The following is a 15,109-nucleotide window of genomic DNA, read 5'->3' on the forward strand; positions in this document are numbered from 1 at the left end:
CCCCGCTACTAGTTGTTCGGCCGGTCGGATCCGACCACCCACATCGAGAAGTACTGCGAACCGCCGCCGTAGGCGTGGCCGAGTGCCTTGCGTGCGTCCTTCACCTGGTGATCGCCGGCGCGGTGCATCACCTGCATCGCCGACTCGGCGAATCGGATCATGCCCGACGCACCGATGGGATTGGACGACAGCACCCCGCCGGACGCGTTGAGCGGAAGCCGGCCGCCGATGGCCGTCTCGCCCGCCTCGGTCAGCTTCCAGCCCTCACCTTCCGCGACGAAGCCCAGATTCTCGAGCCACATCGGCTCGAACCAGGAGAAGGGGACGTAGATTTCGGCCACGTCGATTTCGTCGAGCGGATCCCTGATCCCGGCGGCCTTCCACAACGCGGCCGAGGCGTCCCGGCCCGCCTGGGGATTCACCTGGTCGCGTCCGGCGAAGGTGGTGGGTTCGGTGCGCATCGCGGTGGCATGAATCCACGCGACCTCACGACCGTCGGCGGTGACCTGCTCGGCGGCCTCCTCGTTGCCGATCACCATCGCGCAGGCGCCGTCCGAGGACGGACAGGTCTCGTCGTAGCGGATGGGGTCCCACAACATCTGCGAGGCCTGGACGGATTCGAGGGTGATGTCGGGCTGCTTGAGGTGGGCGTACGGGTTGAGGCTGCCGTTCAGCCGGTCCTTCACCGCCACCATCGCACCGATGTGGTCGGGTGCCCCGGACCGCCGGATGTAGGAGCGGACGTGCGGGGCGAAGTATCCGCCCGCGCCTGCGCCGACCGGCATGTGGAACGGGATGGGGGTGGACAGCGCCCACATGGCGTTCGACTCGGACTGCTTCTCCCACGCCACCGTCAGAACCCGCTTGTGCACGCCGGACTTCACGAGGCTCGACGCCACCACCGCGGTCGATCCACCGACCGAACCTGCGGTGTGCACGCGCAGCAGCGGTTTGCCGTTGGCGCCGAGCGCGTCGGACATCGCAAGTTCCGGCATCATCGACCCCTCGAACAGGTCGGGGGCCTTCCCGATCACGACCGCGTCGATGTCGTCCCAGCCCACCCGCGCGTCTTCCATGGCGCGGTCGATCGCCTCGCGCACCAACCCGGCCATGGACACGTCGTGCCGTTTCGCCACGTAATGGGTCTGACCGGTGCCCAGTACGGCGGCCAATTGATTCGCCATCAGTTGCGTCCCTCCAAGACTGCGACCAGATTCTGTTGCAGCACAGCACCACTCGTGGCGTGCGCCAGCGTGCGCCCGGCGTTGCCGTCCATGATGGCCTTGGCTGCGTAACCTATGCGTTCCAGACCCGCGGCGAACATCGGGTTCCCGCTCAGCGGGCCACCCGAGGGGTTGATCGTCGTCGCATCGGACAGTCCGATGGCCTCGCGCAGGATCAGTTCCTGATGGGTGAACGGTCCGTGCAGTTCGGCTACGTCGATTCCGCCGACGTCCCCTCCGGTGGCGGCGCGGGCGGACGCCGTCGTCGACGGTGATACCGTCAGGTCGCGGGCGCCGAAGTTGGGCGAATCGATGCGATGCTCGATGCCGGTGATCCACGCCGGCCGCCCGCAGAGTTCACGCGCACGGTCGCCGGACGCGAGAACCACGGCGGCGGCGCCGTCCGTGATCGGCGCGCAGTCGTGGGCGCGCAGCGGGTCCGCGACGAACGGGCTGGCCAGCAATTCGTTGATGTCCACGTGTCCCGACAGCTGAGTGTTCGGATTGCTCTCCGCCGCGGCCCGGCTGCGGGCGGCCACGGCCGCCATCTCCTCGGACGTCCACTTCCCGGCGTCCAGCCCGATTCGGGCCTGCAGTCCGGCGAGCGACACCGAGTCCAGGGCGAGCGGGGTGACGAGATAGGGGTCCAGTTGCATCGAAAGGATCTTGCGGAGGTTGCCCGCCGACGACTTGCCGAAGCCGTAGACCAGCGCGGTATCGACCTCGCCGGTCATGATCTTGATCCAGGCCTCGTAGAACGCCCAGGCGGCATCCATCTCGACGTGCGACTCGTTGATCGGCGGCACCGCGCCGATCGAGTCGACGGCGGAGATGAAGGAGAACGAACGGCCCGCCAGGTAGTCCGAGGACCCGGAACACCAGAAACCGATGTCGGACTTGGTGATCCCGAGCTCCTCGTACAGTTGCTGGAAGCAGGGAACCAGCATCTCGACGCCGTTGGTGGTGCCGGAGGTCTCGCGCACGTGTGGTGCGTGCGCGAACCCGACGACTGCGATATCTGTCATTGTGCCGCGCCCTTACAGGTGGTGTTTGAAGGTGTCGTACTCGGCGTCGGGCTCACCCGTCGGCCTGAAGTACTCGATGTTCTCGAGGGTGTAGTCCCACTCCTCGCGGGGCTTCCACTTGGCCTCCACGCGCATACCCATCCGCACGTCGGCGGCGTCGCAGTCGAGGATCAGATGCAGGAACGCGATGTCCGCGCCGTCGAGCAGCACATAGGCGGCGACGTACGGCGGCTTGATCCGCTGTCCGAGGAACGGGACGTTGACGATGCAGAACGTGGTGACGATGCCCCTGTCCGGCAGTTCCACCTGCTCCTTCGTCGGGATGCCGTCGGTGGGGTTCGCGCTGCGCGGCGGGATGTACACCTTGCCGTCCGGTCCGGTGCGCCCGCCGATCAGCTTGCCCGCCTTCAACCCTCGGAGGTAGTAGCTCTCCTCGGCGGAGGCGGAATGCATGTAGTCGAGGTCGATCGGCGTCGTGACCATCGTGACCGGTTCCGACTCCGTCGACGGCTCGGGTTCGTTGGTCGACTCCCCGGGCTCGAAGCACACGATGTCCTGGATGCGCCCGACGCGCTCCTCCGCCCATCGCGCCCGGACCCGCATACCCGTGCTCATCCCGGCGGGGGACGGCACGTCCACGGCGTGAACCAGGGACGTGTCGGCGCCGTCCAGCTTGATCAGGGCCCACGCGAAGGGGGTGGTGAGTGGCTGTCCGGCAATCGGTTCCGGCATCCACGTCCAGCTCACCACGGTCCCGGCGTCGGACACCCCGACGAAGTCGGTGAGGGGTTCGGCGGTGTTCGGGTCGAATTCGGGCGGTGGAACGTAGACGCGTCCGTCCGAGCCGCGGGCGCCGATGACCTTGCGGTCGCGCAGCGCGGTCACGAAGGCTCCGATGGTCGGACCCACCGACCGGGTGTAGTCGAATTGAAGTTTCAGCGGGGCGCTCAACGGTTTGTTCGAGAATTTTTCGGCCACTGCGCTCTTTCCCATGCTCACAACTTCGAGTAGAACAGGTTCTAGTGTTTGTGGCAAGGGTCACTTCTGACGACGGTCGATGCGGAGGCACAGGATGAAGCTCGGGTTGCAACTGGGATACTGGGGCGCACAGCCACCGGCAAACGCCCCGGAGTTGATCGCCGCCGCCGAAGCCGAAGGATTCGACGCCGTCTTCGCCGCCGAATCGTGGGGTTCCGACGCCTTCACCCCCCTCGCCTGGTGGGGTTCGCGCACCGACCGCGTCCGTCTGGGCACGTCCGTCGTGCAGATCTCCGCCCGCACACCCACCAGTACCGCCATGCACGCCCTCACTCTCGACCACCTCAGCGGCGGCCGGGCGATCCTCGGCCTCGGCGTGTCCGGGCCGCAGGTCGTCGAGGGGTGGTACGGGCAGCCGTTCACGAAGCCGCTCGCCCGCACGCGCGAGTACGTCTCTATCGTCCGCAAGGTGCTGTCGCGGGAGGGTCCTGTCACCAGCGACGGCCCGCACTTCCCGCTGCCCTACACCGGACCCGGCAGCACCGGACTGGGCAAACCGCTCAAGCCGATCACCCATCCGCTGCGCGCCGACGTCCCCATCTGGCTCGGCGCCGAAGGTCCGAAGAACGTCGCGCTCACGGCCGAGATCGCCGACGGCTGGCTCGCCATCTACTACTCGCCCCGCCTCGCGCCCATGTACAACGAATGGCTCGACGAGGGCTTCGCCCGCCCCGGCGCCCGTCGCAGCCGAGAAGACTTCGAAGTCGCGGCCACCTGCCAGGTCATCGTCACCGACGACCGCGCCGCCGCCATCGCCGGCCTCAAACCGATCACCGCGCTGTACGTCGGCGGCATGGGCGCCCCCGAACTCAACTTCCACGCCCAGGTCTACACCCGCATGGGCTACGGCGAACAGGTCGAGGAAATCGGCTGCCTCTTCCGCGCAGGCCGCAAAGACGAGGCCGCCGCCGTCGTCCCCGACGACATGGTCACCGAGACCATGATCATCGGCAACGTCGACGAAGTCCGCGCCGACGTCAAACGCTGGGCCGACGCCGGCGTCACCATGCTCCTCGTCTCCTGCCGCGACGCCGACCACGTCCGCGAACTGTCCTCCGCGGTCCTGGGCTGACCTCCCGCGGCGGGCGAATGTACCTCTCGGCGCCTCAGGTGCGCCGAAAGGTACATTCACCCGGGCGCTCAGAGCATCCGGACCTCCGGCCGGGGACGGGACGACGCGAGCTGGTAGTGCGACCGGAGGTCGGCGATCACGCGGTCCGGGTCGTCACGGACGGCACTCGGGAGCGTCGGAAGCACGATGATGCCGTGATTCTGCATCCGGGTTCGTCGCTCGACGGTCGATTTGTAGGCCTTGGGCGCGAGATGCCAGTCGAGCGAGTCGATGTCCCAGGCGAACGCGACCTCGTCGATCCAGCCGTCCGGCATGGCGATGAACTGCCCGTCGGCGTCGACGATCTTGCGGTTGAAGACCATTCGGGGTAGTCCGCTCCGCAACCACAATCTGCGGGCTTCGGCTTCGGACACCGAGTGGACGTCGGCACTCACCTCGCGCAGCACCGCACGGGGGAGTGCTGTACCGCGGCCACTACCCGAGTCCAACTCCGCGATCAGCTCGGGCACACTCGCCCCGCCTCGCTGGATCACCTCGGCGATGAGTGCTCGCGTGCTGTCGAGGGTGCGGCATCGTCGCGCCGCGTCGAGCAACGCGCGCGGAAGCGGGGCGCAGGGAAGCCCGTTGCGCATCACCGGCGTCGGCATCCGCGTCGTGCGTTCGACGAGGACGAAACCCGTGGACTGCACGCGCCGATGCGTGGCGATCAGGACGTGGGCATCGCCGGAGTACGACGTTCCGTACCCGTATTCGTGCAACGCTGCCCGCCCGGTGAGGACGGCGTTGTCGCCACTGAGCACGAGCGCGGCCACTGCACACTGACGTGCGGTCGGCCGGCCGTTGCCGAGCATCACGACGCCGGGAAGGATGCGTTGCCACGGCCCACCCGGACGGCATCGAGCGTCGATCGCCGAATTCGACACTCCCCGCTGCCTCAGTTCGGCGGTGCGGATGATTCCGGATCGGCTCACTCCGTACAGGTCTTCGAGGCGATGCCCCACTCTCCGCGTCGCATGGAGTCGATCATTGCCCACCCAAGGTCGGCGACAGAGTCATTCACCAGGCGTTTTGGTGAGCCTGTGGATAAGTCGGGCGCTGTGGATAAGCCCCAGACCCCTGGGTGAATGTACCTTTCGGCGCCTCAGATGCGCCGAAAGGTACATTCACCCGGGAAGGGGAGGGACCGGGGGCCGGGGGCTAGCGGCCCTCGAACTTCGGCGCCCGCTTTTCGGAGAACGCGCGGGGGCCTTCCTTCGCGTCGGCGCTCTTGAAGACCTCGGTGCCGAGGGCGGCGTCGATCTGGAAGGCCTCTTCCTCGTGCATGCCTTCGGTGTCGCGGATGGTCTTCAGGATGGCCTGGACGGCGAGGGGCCCGTTCGCGGAGATGAGGTCGGCGAGTTCGAGGGCCTTGTCGAGTGCCTGCCCGTCGGGGACGACGTGTCCGATGAGGCCGATCTCCTTGGCTTCGGGTGCCTTGATGTGACGTCCGGTGAGCAGGATGTCGGCGGCGACGGTGTACGGGATCTGCCGGACGAGGCGCACGGCCGAGCCGCCGAGTGGGAAGAGTCCCCATTTGGCCTCGGACACACCGAATTTGGCGCTCTCGCCGGCGACGCGGATGTCGGTGCCCTGCAGGATCTCGGTGCCGCCGGCGATGGCGGGACCCTCGACCGCGGCGATGAGCGGTTTGGTGAGGCGCCGTCCCTTGAGGAGCGCCTCGATCTTGGACAGGTCCCAGCCGCCACCCGAGAAGGAGTCGCCGGGGTGCTGCGACGTCATGGCCTTGAGGTCGGCGCCCGCGCAGAACGCGCCGCCTGCGCCGGTGAGGATGGCGACCCGGATGTCCGGGTCGGAGTCGACCTGATCCCACGCGTCCCGCATGATCGCCATCATTTCGCCGGACAGTGCGTTCTTCGCCTCGGGGCGGTTCATCGTGACGATCAGGACGTGCCCGCGCTTCTCGACGAGGCAGTGCGGCGACTGTGCCGAAATGTCGGATTTCTCGGTCGTTGTAGAGGACACTGAAGTCTCCCGAAGGGTGTGTGAGCTGGCTCTCAAATTGGGTCTTGCCAGAAACGGTAACACGTTCTACTTTGTTGACGTGGCCCTTAATATCGCAGACCTCGTAGAGCATGCAATCGACCTCGTTCCGGACCGCGTCGCGTTGGTGTCCGACGACCGGGAAGTGACGTACGCGCAGATGGAGGAGAGGGCCAATCGCCTCGGCCACTACCTGCGCGAACAGGGTGTCCGGCCCGGCGACAAAGTGGGCATCTACTGCCGGAACACCCTCGAGGCCATCGAGGCCATGGTGGCGGTGTTCAAGATCCGTGCCGTGATGGTGAACGTCAACTACCGGTACATCGAGAACGAGTTGCAATACATCTTCGACAATTCGGACATGGTTGCGCTCGTTCACGAGCGCCGGTACGCCGACAAGGTGGCGAATGTGCTGCCCGAGACGCCGCTCCTGAAGACCACCGTCGTGGTCGAAGACGGCACCGATCTCGAGTACGAGGGCGTCGAATACGAGACCGCACTGGCGCAGGGTTCCCCCGACCGCGACTTCGGCGAGCGCAGCAACGACGACCTGTACATGCTCTACACGGGCGGCACCACCGGAAAACCCAAGGGCGTCATGTGGCGTCACGAGGACGTCTGGCGGGTGCTCGGCGGTGGCATCAACTTCATGACGGGTGAATACGTCGAGGACGAGTGGGACCTCGCGAAGCTGGGCGCCGAGAGTCCCGGCATGACCCGTTTCCCGATCCCGCCGATGATCCACGGCGGCAGCCAGTGGGCGGTGTTCCAGAGCCTGTTCGGCGGCGGAAAGTGTGTCATGCACCCCGAATTCGACGGTCACGACGTGTGGCGGATCGTCGATCAGCACAAGGTCAACCTCATCTTCATCACCGGTGACGCGATGGCGCGACCGATGCTCGACGCACTGGTGGAGGGCAACACGGCGAGCGGTGAACCGTACGACTTGTCTTCGCTGTTCCTGATGGCGAGTTCGGCGGCGTTGTTCTCGCCCAGCATCAAGGAGAAGTACCTCGAACTGCTGCCCAACCGGATGATCACCGACTCCATCGGTTCGTCCGAGACGGGCTTCGGCGGACTCAGCGTGGTCGCGAAGGGCGACTCGCACGGTGGCGGACCGACGGTGAAGATCGACGCGTCCACGTCCGTTCTCGGGGAGGATGGCAACCCGGTCGAACCCGGCTCCGGCGTGATCGGCATCCTGGCGCGCAAGGGGCACATCCCCATCGGCTACTACAAGGACGAAGAGAAGACCAAAGCCACGTTCAAGGAGATCAACGGCATCCGCTACTCCATTCCCGGCGACTTCGCGCAGGTGGAGGCCGACGGCACGGTGACGATGCTCGGCCGCGGTTCGGTGTCCATCAACAGCGGCGGCGAGAAGATCTTCCCCGAGGAGGTCGAGGGTGCGCTCAAGTCTCATCCCGACGTCTTCGACGCCATCGTGGTCGGCATCCCCGACGAACGCTTCGGCCAGCGCGTTGCCGCCGTCATCCAGGCCCGAGGCGGGGCGCGCCCGAGCCTGCATGAGATCGCCGACGCGGCACGCAAGGAGATTGCGGGATACAAGGTTCCGCGCAGCCTGTGGTTCGTCGACGAGATCAAACGTTCGCCCGCAGGCAAACCCGACTACCGCTGGGCCAAGGAACAGACCGAGACCCGGCCGGCCGACGACCACAACGGCAACGGCTCGCCCGAAAGCACTGCGATGGAAAGCCGGGGCGCGTGATGCACACCAGTCTGAGCGAGAAATTCGGCATCGAGTACCCGGTCTTCGGGTTCACCCCGTCCGAGCACGTGGCCGCGGCGATCTCCCGGGCCGGTGGCCTGGGTGTGCTGGGCTGCGTTCGGTTCAACGACCCGGAGGAGCTCGAGGCCGTTCTGTCGTGGATGGACGAGAACACCGACGGCAAGCCGTACGGCGTCGACATCGTGATGCCCGCCAAGGTTCCCACCGAGGGCACGTCGGTGGACCTCGAGTCGCTGATCCCCGCGGAACATCGGGCGTTCGTCGACCGGACCCTGGCCGAGCTGGGGGTGCCGCCGCTGGATTCGGGTGCCGAGCACGCGACCGGTGTGCTCGGCTGGCTGCACTCGGTGGCGCGCTCACATGTGGACGTCGCGCTGAATCATCGAATTGCATTGATCGCCAACGCTCTCGGTTCGCCGCCGAAGGACGTCATCGATCAGGCCCACGAGAAGGGTGTTCCGGTGGCGGCGCTGGCCGGCGCCGTCGAGCACGCGCGCAGGCACGTCGCGAACGGTGTCGACATCGTCATCGCCCAGGGGTACGAGGCCGGTGGGCACACCGGTGAGATCGCGTCTATGGTGCTGGTTCCCGAGATCGTCGATGCCGTCGGTGATTCCGCCGCCGTTCTCGCGGCCGGTGGCATCGGCAGTGGACGTCAGGTCGCGGCCGCGCTGTCGCTGGGGGCGGGCGGGGTGTGGATGGGGTCGTACTGGCTCACCACCTCCGAGTACAGACTCGGCAGCGCCTCGTCCGAGGGTCCGTCCGCGATCCAGCGCGCCCTGCTCGGTGCGACGTCCGCCGACACGGTGCGGTCCCGGATCTATTCGGGCAAGCCCGCGCGCCTGCTCAAGACCAAGTGGACCGACGCGTGGTCGAAGCCGGACGCGCCGGCACCTCTGCCGATGCCGCTGCAGAATCTTCTGGTCAGCGAGGCGCATCAACGGATCGCGGCGTCCGAGAATCCGGATGTCGTCGCGATGCCGGTGGGGCAGATCGTGGGCCGGATGAACGAGATCCGTCCGGTGGCCGAGGTGATGGACGAACTTGTCAAGGGGTTCGACTCGGCAGTGTCCCGCCTCGACAGCTTCCGCTAGTCCATGTGAGTGGCAAAGTGTGCGTCAGCACACTTTGCCACTCACATGGGGGAGTAGCCGGAACCTTCGCGGACCCACACCGGATCGGCACAGTTCGCCGCCTCGGCGCTCAGTACCCGGGTGAGGACCTTGAACGTGGCGGTCCGCGGGAACTCGGCGCACACCCGGATCAGGCTCGGACGCTGTTTCGGCCCCAGATCGGATTGCGTGTCGAGGAATTCGGCGAACGCGACGGGATCGAAGTCGCGAGTCGGGACGACGGCGACCATCACCCGGTCCCCGACCTCGGGGTCGGATACCGCATACACCGACACCTGCGCGAACCCGTCGTAACGCAGCAGGATGCGCTCGATGGGCGCCGCGCCGATGTTCTCGCCGTCCACCCGCAACCATCCGGAACTGCGTCCCGCGAAGTACACGAACCCGGCCGCGTCCCGGTAGGCGAGGTCGCCGCTCCAGTACCGGCCGTCGCGGATCCGTTCGGCGTCCGCTTCGGGGTTGTTGTAGTAGCCCGCGAAGGCCCCCGACCCTGCCAGGTTGACGAGTTCGCCGGTCGCGGCCTCGGCGTTGACCACCCGGCCGGAGGAATTGAACTCGGCAGGTGGACAGGCGTTTCCGGTCGCGGGATCGAGGATGGCTATCCCTTCGGGGAGATTGCCCAGCGAACCGGCGGGAGCCCCGGGCGTGGCGGAGATGGCGACGCCGCCCTCGGTGGAACCGAACCCGTCGACCACCGCGGTGCCGAAGCGGCGCGAGAACGCGGCGACAGCGGGCGCGGAGCCCTCGTTGCCGTACATCACCCGGAGTGTGTTGTCGGCGTCGTCGGGCAGGTCCGGGGTCGCCAGCACGTACGACAGCGGCTTCCCGACGTAGTTGGCGTACGTGACGCCGAACTTCCGGACGTCGGACAGGAAGTTCGACGCGGAGAACTTGCGCCGCAGGGCGATCGAGCTGTGTCCGGCGAGCGCGACGGACCATGCCGCCATCATGGCGTTGGAGTGGAACATCGGCATCGACATGTACACGACGTCGTCCGGGGACAGCCCGAACCGCTCGGCGAGCATGACGCCGGGGCCGGTGATCTTCGCGTGCGTGCACCGGACCGCCTTCGGGTCGCCGCTGGTGCCCGACGTGAAGATGAGCATGAACAGGTCGTCGGCTGCGGCGACCCTCGGCGTGAACTCGGCGCGCGGCTCGGCGAGCAGCGTGGACCATGCCGGCGAATCCACGTCGACGACGGGAACACCGAGGTCGAGATCGTCCAGCAGGTCGGAGCGGCCCGATTCGGTGAAGACCACCTGACAGTCGGCCAGTGCGACGTCGCGGGCCAGCGCGTCGCCGCGTCGAGTGGTGTTGAGGCCCACCAGGACAGCGCCGGACAATGCCGCCGCCCCGGCGAGGAGCGAGAACTCGGGGACGTTGTCCATCAGCACACCGAAGTGGCGGGGACGGGTGTCGTCGAGCAGATCCTCGAGGACGGCGGCGCGCCGCAGGCTCGCCCGTACGTGTTCGGACCACGACAGGAATCGGTCCTCGAAGTACAGCCCCTGGGTGTCGGCGTCCGCGACGCCCAGCAGCAGGTCCGACACGGTGCGGACGAGCGTGGCGGTCATGCCGGGACGGTCGCCAGTTCGGCGCCGAGGATCCGCAGCTGCTGCGTGGCCGAACCGAGTCGGAACTCGAGTGCCTTGGCGGCGAGGAAGTACCGGTGCACGGGGTGGTCCTCGTCGAGTCCGACGCCGCCGTGGACGTGGACGAGGGTGTGCGCCACCCGGTGGCCCGCGTCGGACGCCCAGAAGTTGGCGGTCTGGACGTCGCCTTCGCTGGGCAGTCCCTCGCTGAGTCGCCACGCCGCCTGCCAGAGCGTGAGCCGGACACCCTTCACGTCGATGTAGCCGTCGGCGAGTCGTTGGGCGACGGCCTGGAAACTGCCGATGGGCCTTCCGAACTGGACCCGCTCGCGGGCGTAGGCCGCGGTGAGTTTCAGGGCTTCGTCGAGCACGCCGTACTGGTAGGCGCAGGCGCCGAGCGAGCCACGCTCGACGAGCCAGTCCACGATCTCGGTGCCCTGGTCGACGGTGCCGAGCAGTCGATCTCCGGCGAGTGCGACTCCGCGGAGACTCACCTCACCTGTGCTGGCCAGGTCGACGGTCTGCTGACGGGTGACGGTCACGCCGGCGTCGTCGGGGCGGACGAGGAAGACGGCCACCCCGTCCGGGGTGGTTGCCGGCACCAGGAACAGGTCGGCGGAGGGTGCCGCGTCGACCACGATCTTGGTGCCGTCGAGTGTCCAGCCGTCCGAGCCGGGTTCGGCGCGCGTGACGGGCGCTGCCGGGGTGTCGTTCAGTTCCTCGTCGAGGGCGACCGTGAGAATTTTCGCTCCCGTCGCGGCGGGGACGCCCCAATCGGAACGCTGCTGTTCGTTCCCGTACTTCGCGATCGCTCCGGCCGCCATCACGATCGACGACAGATACGGGACCGGCGCGACGGCGCGGCCCAGTTCGACGAGGATGCTGCACTGCTCGAGGACGCCGAAACCGTCGCCGCCCACCGATTCCGGCAGTGCGGCGCTCAGGACGTCGGACGACGCGAGCGCCGACCACAGCCGGCGGTCGAGGCGATCCTCCGCCTTGTCGAGTTCACGCAGTCGTTCGTTGGTGACGAGGTCCGAGACGATTCCTCGGGTGAGCCCGGCCAGATCCTGCTGGGCCTCGGTGGGGGTGAAGTCCATGGTCGTAGTCCTAACGCTTCGCTGGGGGCAGGCCGAGTGCGGTCATTCCGATGATGTCGCGCTGCACCTCGTTGGTTCCGCCTCCGAACGTGAGGATCAGCGACGACCGGTGCATCCGTTCGAGCCGCCCGCGCAGCAGGACGCCGGGGGAGTTCTGCCGCAGCGTGGCGGAAGGTCCGAGGATTTCCATCAGCAGCCGGTATGCCTCCGTGGCGAACTCGGTGCCGTAGACCTTGTTGGCCGACGCCGCCTCGGGGCCCGGGGCGTGGTCGGTCGAGGAGGCGATCTCCCAGTTCATCAGCTTGAGGTACTCGGCCTTGGCGTGGACCCGGGCCAGGTTGATCTGGACCCATTCCTGGTCGATGACGCGGCGCCCGTCCGGCAGCTTGGTGTTCTGCGCCCATTCGCGGACCTCGCGCTGGGCGGTGAGAACGGGTCCGGCGGAGGTCAGGGCGACGCGCTCGTGGTTGAGCTGGTTGGTGATCAGCGCCCAGCCGCCGTGCTCGGGGCCGACGAGCGCGGACGAGGGCACCCGCACGTCCTGGTAGTAGGTGGCGCTCGTGTCCGGGCCCGCCATCGTGTGGACGGGGGTGTAGGAGAACCCTTCGGCGGTGGTCGGGACGATCAGCATGCTGATGCCCTTGTGCTTCTTGGCGTCGGGGTCGGTGCGGCAGGCCAGCCACACGTAGTCGGCGTACGCGATGAGGCTCGTCCACATCTTCTGGCCGTTGACGACGTAGTCGTCGCCGTCCTTGACGGCGGTGGTGCGGAGGCTGGCGAGGTCGGTGCCCGCTTCGGGCTCGGAGTAGCCGATGGAGAAGTGCAGTTCGCCGGCCGAGATCCTGGGAAGGAAGAACGATTTCTGTTCGGGGGTGCCGAAGTGCATGATCGTCGGCGCCACCGAGTTGATGGTGAGGAACGGAACGGGCGCACCCGCGATGGCGGCCTCGTCGGTGAAGATCAACTGCTCCATGGCCGACCGCTCCTGGCCGCCGTACTCCCTGGGCCACCCGAGGGTCAGCCAGCCGTCCTTGCCCATCTGAGCCACGACGTCGCGGTAGACGTTGCCCTCGCCGTACTCGCCGGTGGTGGCGGCCAGTGCCTCTCGACGCTCCGGCGTCATCAGCTTCGCGAAGTACGCGCGCAGCTCTTCCCGCAGCTGTTGCTGCTGCGGTGTGTAGGTGATGTGCATCGAAATACCTCTCCAGTCCGAGAGCGAAATCAGCTGAAATCTGGCACAGGTTCCAGTCTCTGCGGTGCAATGGCGGAGTCGGCCCCGGCCGGCCCCGAAGCGTGCCCGGTGGGCGTGCTCGCAGTCGTGGAACGAATCATTGCACACGACTGGAACAGGTTCTAGTGTTATCGCAGGAACGGTGTGCGCCGCAGTCCGGCTGCACCCGGGTCCCCGAGGAACGAGACGAGGAGAAGTGAGGGTTGCCATGGAGGTCAGAGTCGATTTCGACCGTTGCGAGGCCAATGGTGTCTGCGTGGGTATCGCACCCGACATCTTCGAGCTCGACGACGACGATCAGCTGCACATTTCCAGTCCCATTCCTCCCGCTGACCGGGAGGAAGACGTGCGTACCGCGATCGCCCAGTGCCCGAGGGCCGCACTGACCGAGCATCCCTGAGGATTGTTGCCCGGAATGAGAACACGTTCTACAGTGACGTCCGTCCTACCGCCGTGCGTGGTCTCCGACCTGCCGCGAGTGCACAGAACCAGGAGAGCGTGTTCATGAATGCTGCGACCGATCACGATGTGAACTTGGACGGCAAGGTCGGTGTCGTGACCGGCGCCGGATCCGGCCTCGGAAAGTTCGAGGCGATCGCACTGGCACGCGCGGGTGCGTCCGTCGTCGTCAACGACCTGGTCGCCGACGATGCCGTGGAAGAGACGCTCGAGGAGATCCGGGGACAGGGAGCGAAGGTCGAGTTCGTCGCCGGCGACATCGGCGAACGGGCCACCGCCGACGCGATCATGGAGGCTGCGCAGAGCCGGCTCGGCAGCCTCGACATCCTGGTCAACAACGCGGGTATCACGCGGGATCGCATGCTGTTCAACATGTCCGACGAAGACTGGGACCTCGTGCTGAAGGTTCATCTGCGCGGCCACTTCCTGCTGTGCCGCTCCGCCGCGTCGTACTGGCGCGCGAAGTCGAAGGAGGCCGGGGCGCCGGTGTACGGGCGCATCGTCAACACGTCGTCGGAGGCGGGACTGCTGGGCCCCGAGGGGCAGGCGAACTACGGCGCCGCCAAGGCCGGCATCACAGCGCTGACGCTGTCCGCGGCCCGAGGGCTGTCCCGGTACGGCGTCCGCGCCAACGCGATCTGCCCCCGGGCCCGCACGTCGATGACGGAGAACGTCTTCGGGGAGGCGCCCGCCGAGGGAATGGACCCGTTGTCACCCGAGCACGTGGCGGCATTGGTCGCCTATCTCGCATCACCGGCAGCCGACTCGATCAACGGGCAGGTCTTCGTCGTCTACGGCCCGATGGTGGCACTGATGGCGGCACCGGTCGTCGAGCGGCGCTTCGACGCGGCCGACGGTCGATGGACGCCCGGCACGCTCGCGGCCGAACTCGGGAACTACTTCGGCGACCGCGATCCGGCTGCCATGTTCTCGGCCTCCGCGGCGCTACGCGATCTGGGCTGATCTGCCGCTCCGCGACCTGGGCTGATCTGCCGCTCCGCGACCTGGGCTGATCTGCCGCTCCGGGGCCGCGAACCGACACGAACGTGGTTTCAGTATCGTTTCCGCAGGTAATGCACCCGCGATGGGCGATACTGAGGACAACTGGACAGTGGCGGTGTCGGGGCCGAGTGACCGTGGTGCGGTGTTCGAGCGGTGTGCCGGATTTGACTAGATCGTGTTCTAGTTTTTCGTCGCCGACCCGCTCGATCGGCGCTGTTCGTGGGCCGCGGAACTCGTCGCCGCCCGGTCCTGTCGGAGGCTTCCGGCGGGCGGTGTGTTCCCTCAGTGTCGGGACCCCGCAAAGTTCATCGAAAGTTCTTGTGCTATAAGCCCTTAGGGGATCAGCTGGCCGAGCGGCCCGACGTGGCGAAGAGGGCGTCGGGAACGTGTGGACACGCCCTGGATTTCGGCCGAATCAGCCCCTCCGGACGTGCTGAATGTGGG

Annotated in this window: 13 protein-coding genes; 5 read left to right on the forward strand and 8 right to left on the reverse strand. The window is 67.2% G+C overall.

The genetic code is table 11. From position 1 onward, the window contains the following. Positions 1 to 8: 8 nt before the first annotated feature. The 3 genes from RJ1_RS01950 to RJ1_RS01960 are packed head-to-tail and all read right to left on the reverse strand — an operon-like array spanning position 9 to position 3,241. A complete protein-coding gene (locus RJ1_RS01950; RefSeq protein WP_073358211.1) occupies positions 9 to 1,184 on the reverse strand; it encodes a thiolase family protein in 1,176 nt (391 codons plus the stop codon). Then, a complete protein-coding gene (locus RJ1_RS01955) occupies positions 1,184 to 2,248 on the reverse strand; it encodes a thiolase family protein (RefSeq protein WP_073358212.1) in 1,065 nt (354 codons plus the stop codon). Before RJ1_RS01955 ends, RJ1_RS01950 begins: the two co-directional genes overlap by 1 nt. Positions 2,249 to 2,260: 12 nt before the next feature. Next, positions 2,261 to 3,241: a Zn-ribbon domain-containing OB-fold protein gene (locus tag RJ1_RS01960; protein WP_073358213.1), complete on the reverse strand. Its 981-nt coding sequence runs from the start codon at positions 3,239 to 3,241 to the stop codon at positions 2,261 to 2,263. Between the two features lie 79 nt (positions 3,242 to 3,320). On the opposite strand from RJ1_RS01960, the gene RJ1_RS01965 reads away from it, so the two are divergent. Then, a complete protein-coding gene (locus RJ1_RS01965) occupies positions 3,321 to 4,358 on the forward strand; it encodes an LLM class F420-dependent oxidoreductase (protein ID WP_073358214.1) in 1,038 nt (345 codons plus the stop codon). Between the two features lie 68 nt (positions 4,359 to 4,426). Here RJ1_RS01965 and RJ1_RS01970 read toward each other — a convergent pair whose 3' ends face one another. Next, positions 4,427 to 5,329: a hypothetical protein gene (locus tag RJ1_RS01970; protein WP_240319787.1), complete on the reverse strand. Its 903-nt coding sequence runs from the start codon at positions 5,327 to 5,329 to the stop codon at positions 4,427 to 4,429. A gap of 226 nt (positions 5,330 to 5,555) precedes the next feature. After that, positions 5,556 to 6,380, reverse strand: a complete 825-nt coding sequence (locus RJ1_RS01975) for a crotonase/enoyl-CoA hydratase family protein (RefSeq protein WP_005244558.1) — start codon at positions 6,378 to 6,380, stop codon at positions 5,556 to 5,558. A 79-nt stretch (positions 6,381 to 6,459) separates the two neighbouring features. Here RJ1_RS01975 and RJ1_RS01980 point away from each other — a divergent pair, with 79 nt between their 5' ends. Together RJ1_RS01980 and RJ1_RS01985 are read left to right on the forward strand one after the other, a co-directional pair. After that, positions 6,460 to 8,127, forward strand: a complete 1,668-nt coding sequence (locus RJ1_RS01980) for an acyl-CoA synthetase (RefSeq protein ID WP_073358215.1) — start codon at positions 6,460 to 6,462, stop codon at positions 8,125 to 8,127. Further along, entirely contained in the window at positions 8,127 to 9,242 is a 1,116-nt protein-coding gene (locus tag RJ1_RS01985) for an NAD(P)H-dependent flavin oxidoreductase (protein WP_073358216.1), read from the forward strand. The genes RJ1_RS01980 and RJ1_RS01985 overlap by 1 nt, the downstream gene beginning before the upstream one ends. A gap of 41 nt (positions 9,243 to 9,283) precedes the next feature. On the opposite strand, the gene RJ1_RS01990 is transcribed toward RJ1_RS01985, so the two are convergent. The 3 genes from RJ1_RS01990 to RJ1_RS02000 are packed head-to-tail and all read right to left on the reverse strand — an operon-like array spanning position 9,284 to position 13,165. Continuing rightward, the gene (locus tag RJ1_RS01990) at positions 9,284 to 10,855 is read right to left on the reverse strand and encodes a long-chain-fatty-acid--CoA ligase (RefSeq protein ID WP_073358217.1); all 1,572 of its coding nucleotides are present in this window, start codon (positions 10,853 to 10,855) and stop codon (positions 9,284 to 9,286) included. Next, complete coding sequence (locus RJ1_RS01995; protein ID WP_073358218.1) at positions 10,852 to 11,973, reverse strand: acyl-CoA dehydrogenase family protein; 1,122 nt, start codon at positions 11,971 to 11,973, stop codon at positions 10,852 to 10,854. The genes RJ1_RS01990 and RJ1_RS01995 overlap by 4 nt, the downstream gene beginning before the upstream one ends. A 10-nt stretch (positions 11,974 to 11,983) precedes the next feature. Further along, positions 11,984 to 13,165 carry an acyl-CoA dehydrogenase family protein gene (locus tag RJ1_RS02000; protein WP_073358219.1) on the reverse strand — a complete coding sequence of 394 codons (1,182 nt, stop codon included), beginning with the start codon at positions 13,163 to 13,165 and terminating at the stop codon, positions 11,984 to 11,986. 247 nt (positions 13,166 to 13,412) lie between these two features. Here RJ1_RS02000 and RJ1_RS02005 point away from each other — a divergent pair, with 247 nt between their 5' ends. Both RJ1_RS02005 and RJ1_RS02010 read left to right on the forward strand, forming a co-directional pair. Next, positions 13,413 to 13,604, forward strand: coding sequence for a ferredoxin (locus tag RJ1_RS02005; RefSeq protein WP_073358220.1), 192 nt, complete (start codon positions 13,413 to 13,415; stop codon positions 13,602 to 13,604). Positions 13,605 to 13,708: 104 nt separating this feature from the next. After that, a complete protein-coding gene (locus tag RJ1_RS02010; RefSeq protein ID WP_073358355.1) occupies positions 13,709 to 14,626 on the forward strand; it encodes a 3-oxoacyl-ACP reductase in 918 nt (305 codons plus the stop codon). The last annotated feature ends 483 nt before the right edge of the window (positions 14,627 to 15,109 follow it).

It is taken from the genome of Rhodococcus jostii NBRC 16295, assembly GCF_001894825.1.
In the GTDB taxonomy this organism is placed as follows: Bacteria; Actinomycetota; Actinomycetes; order Mycobacteriales; family Mycobacteriaceae; genus Rhodococcus_F; species Rhodococcus_F jostii.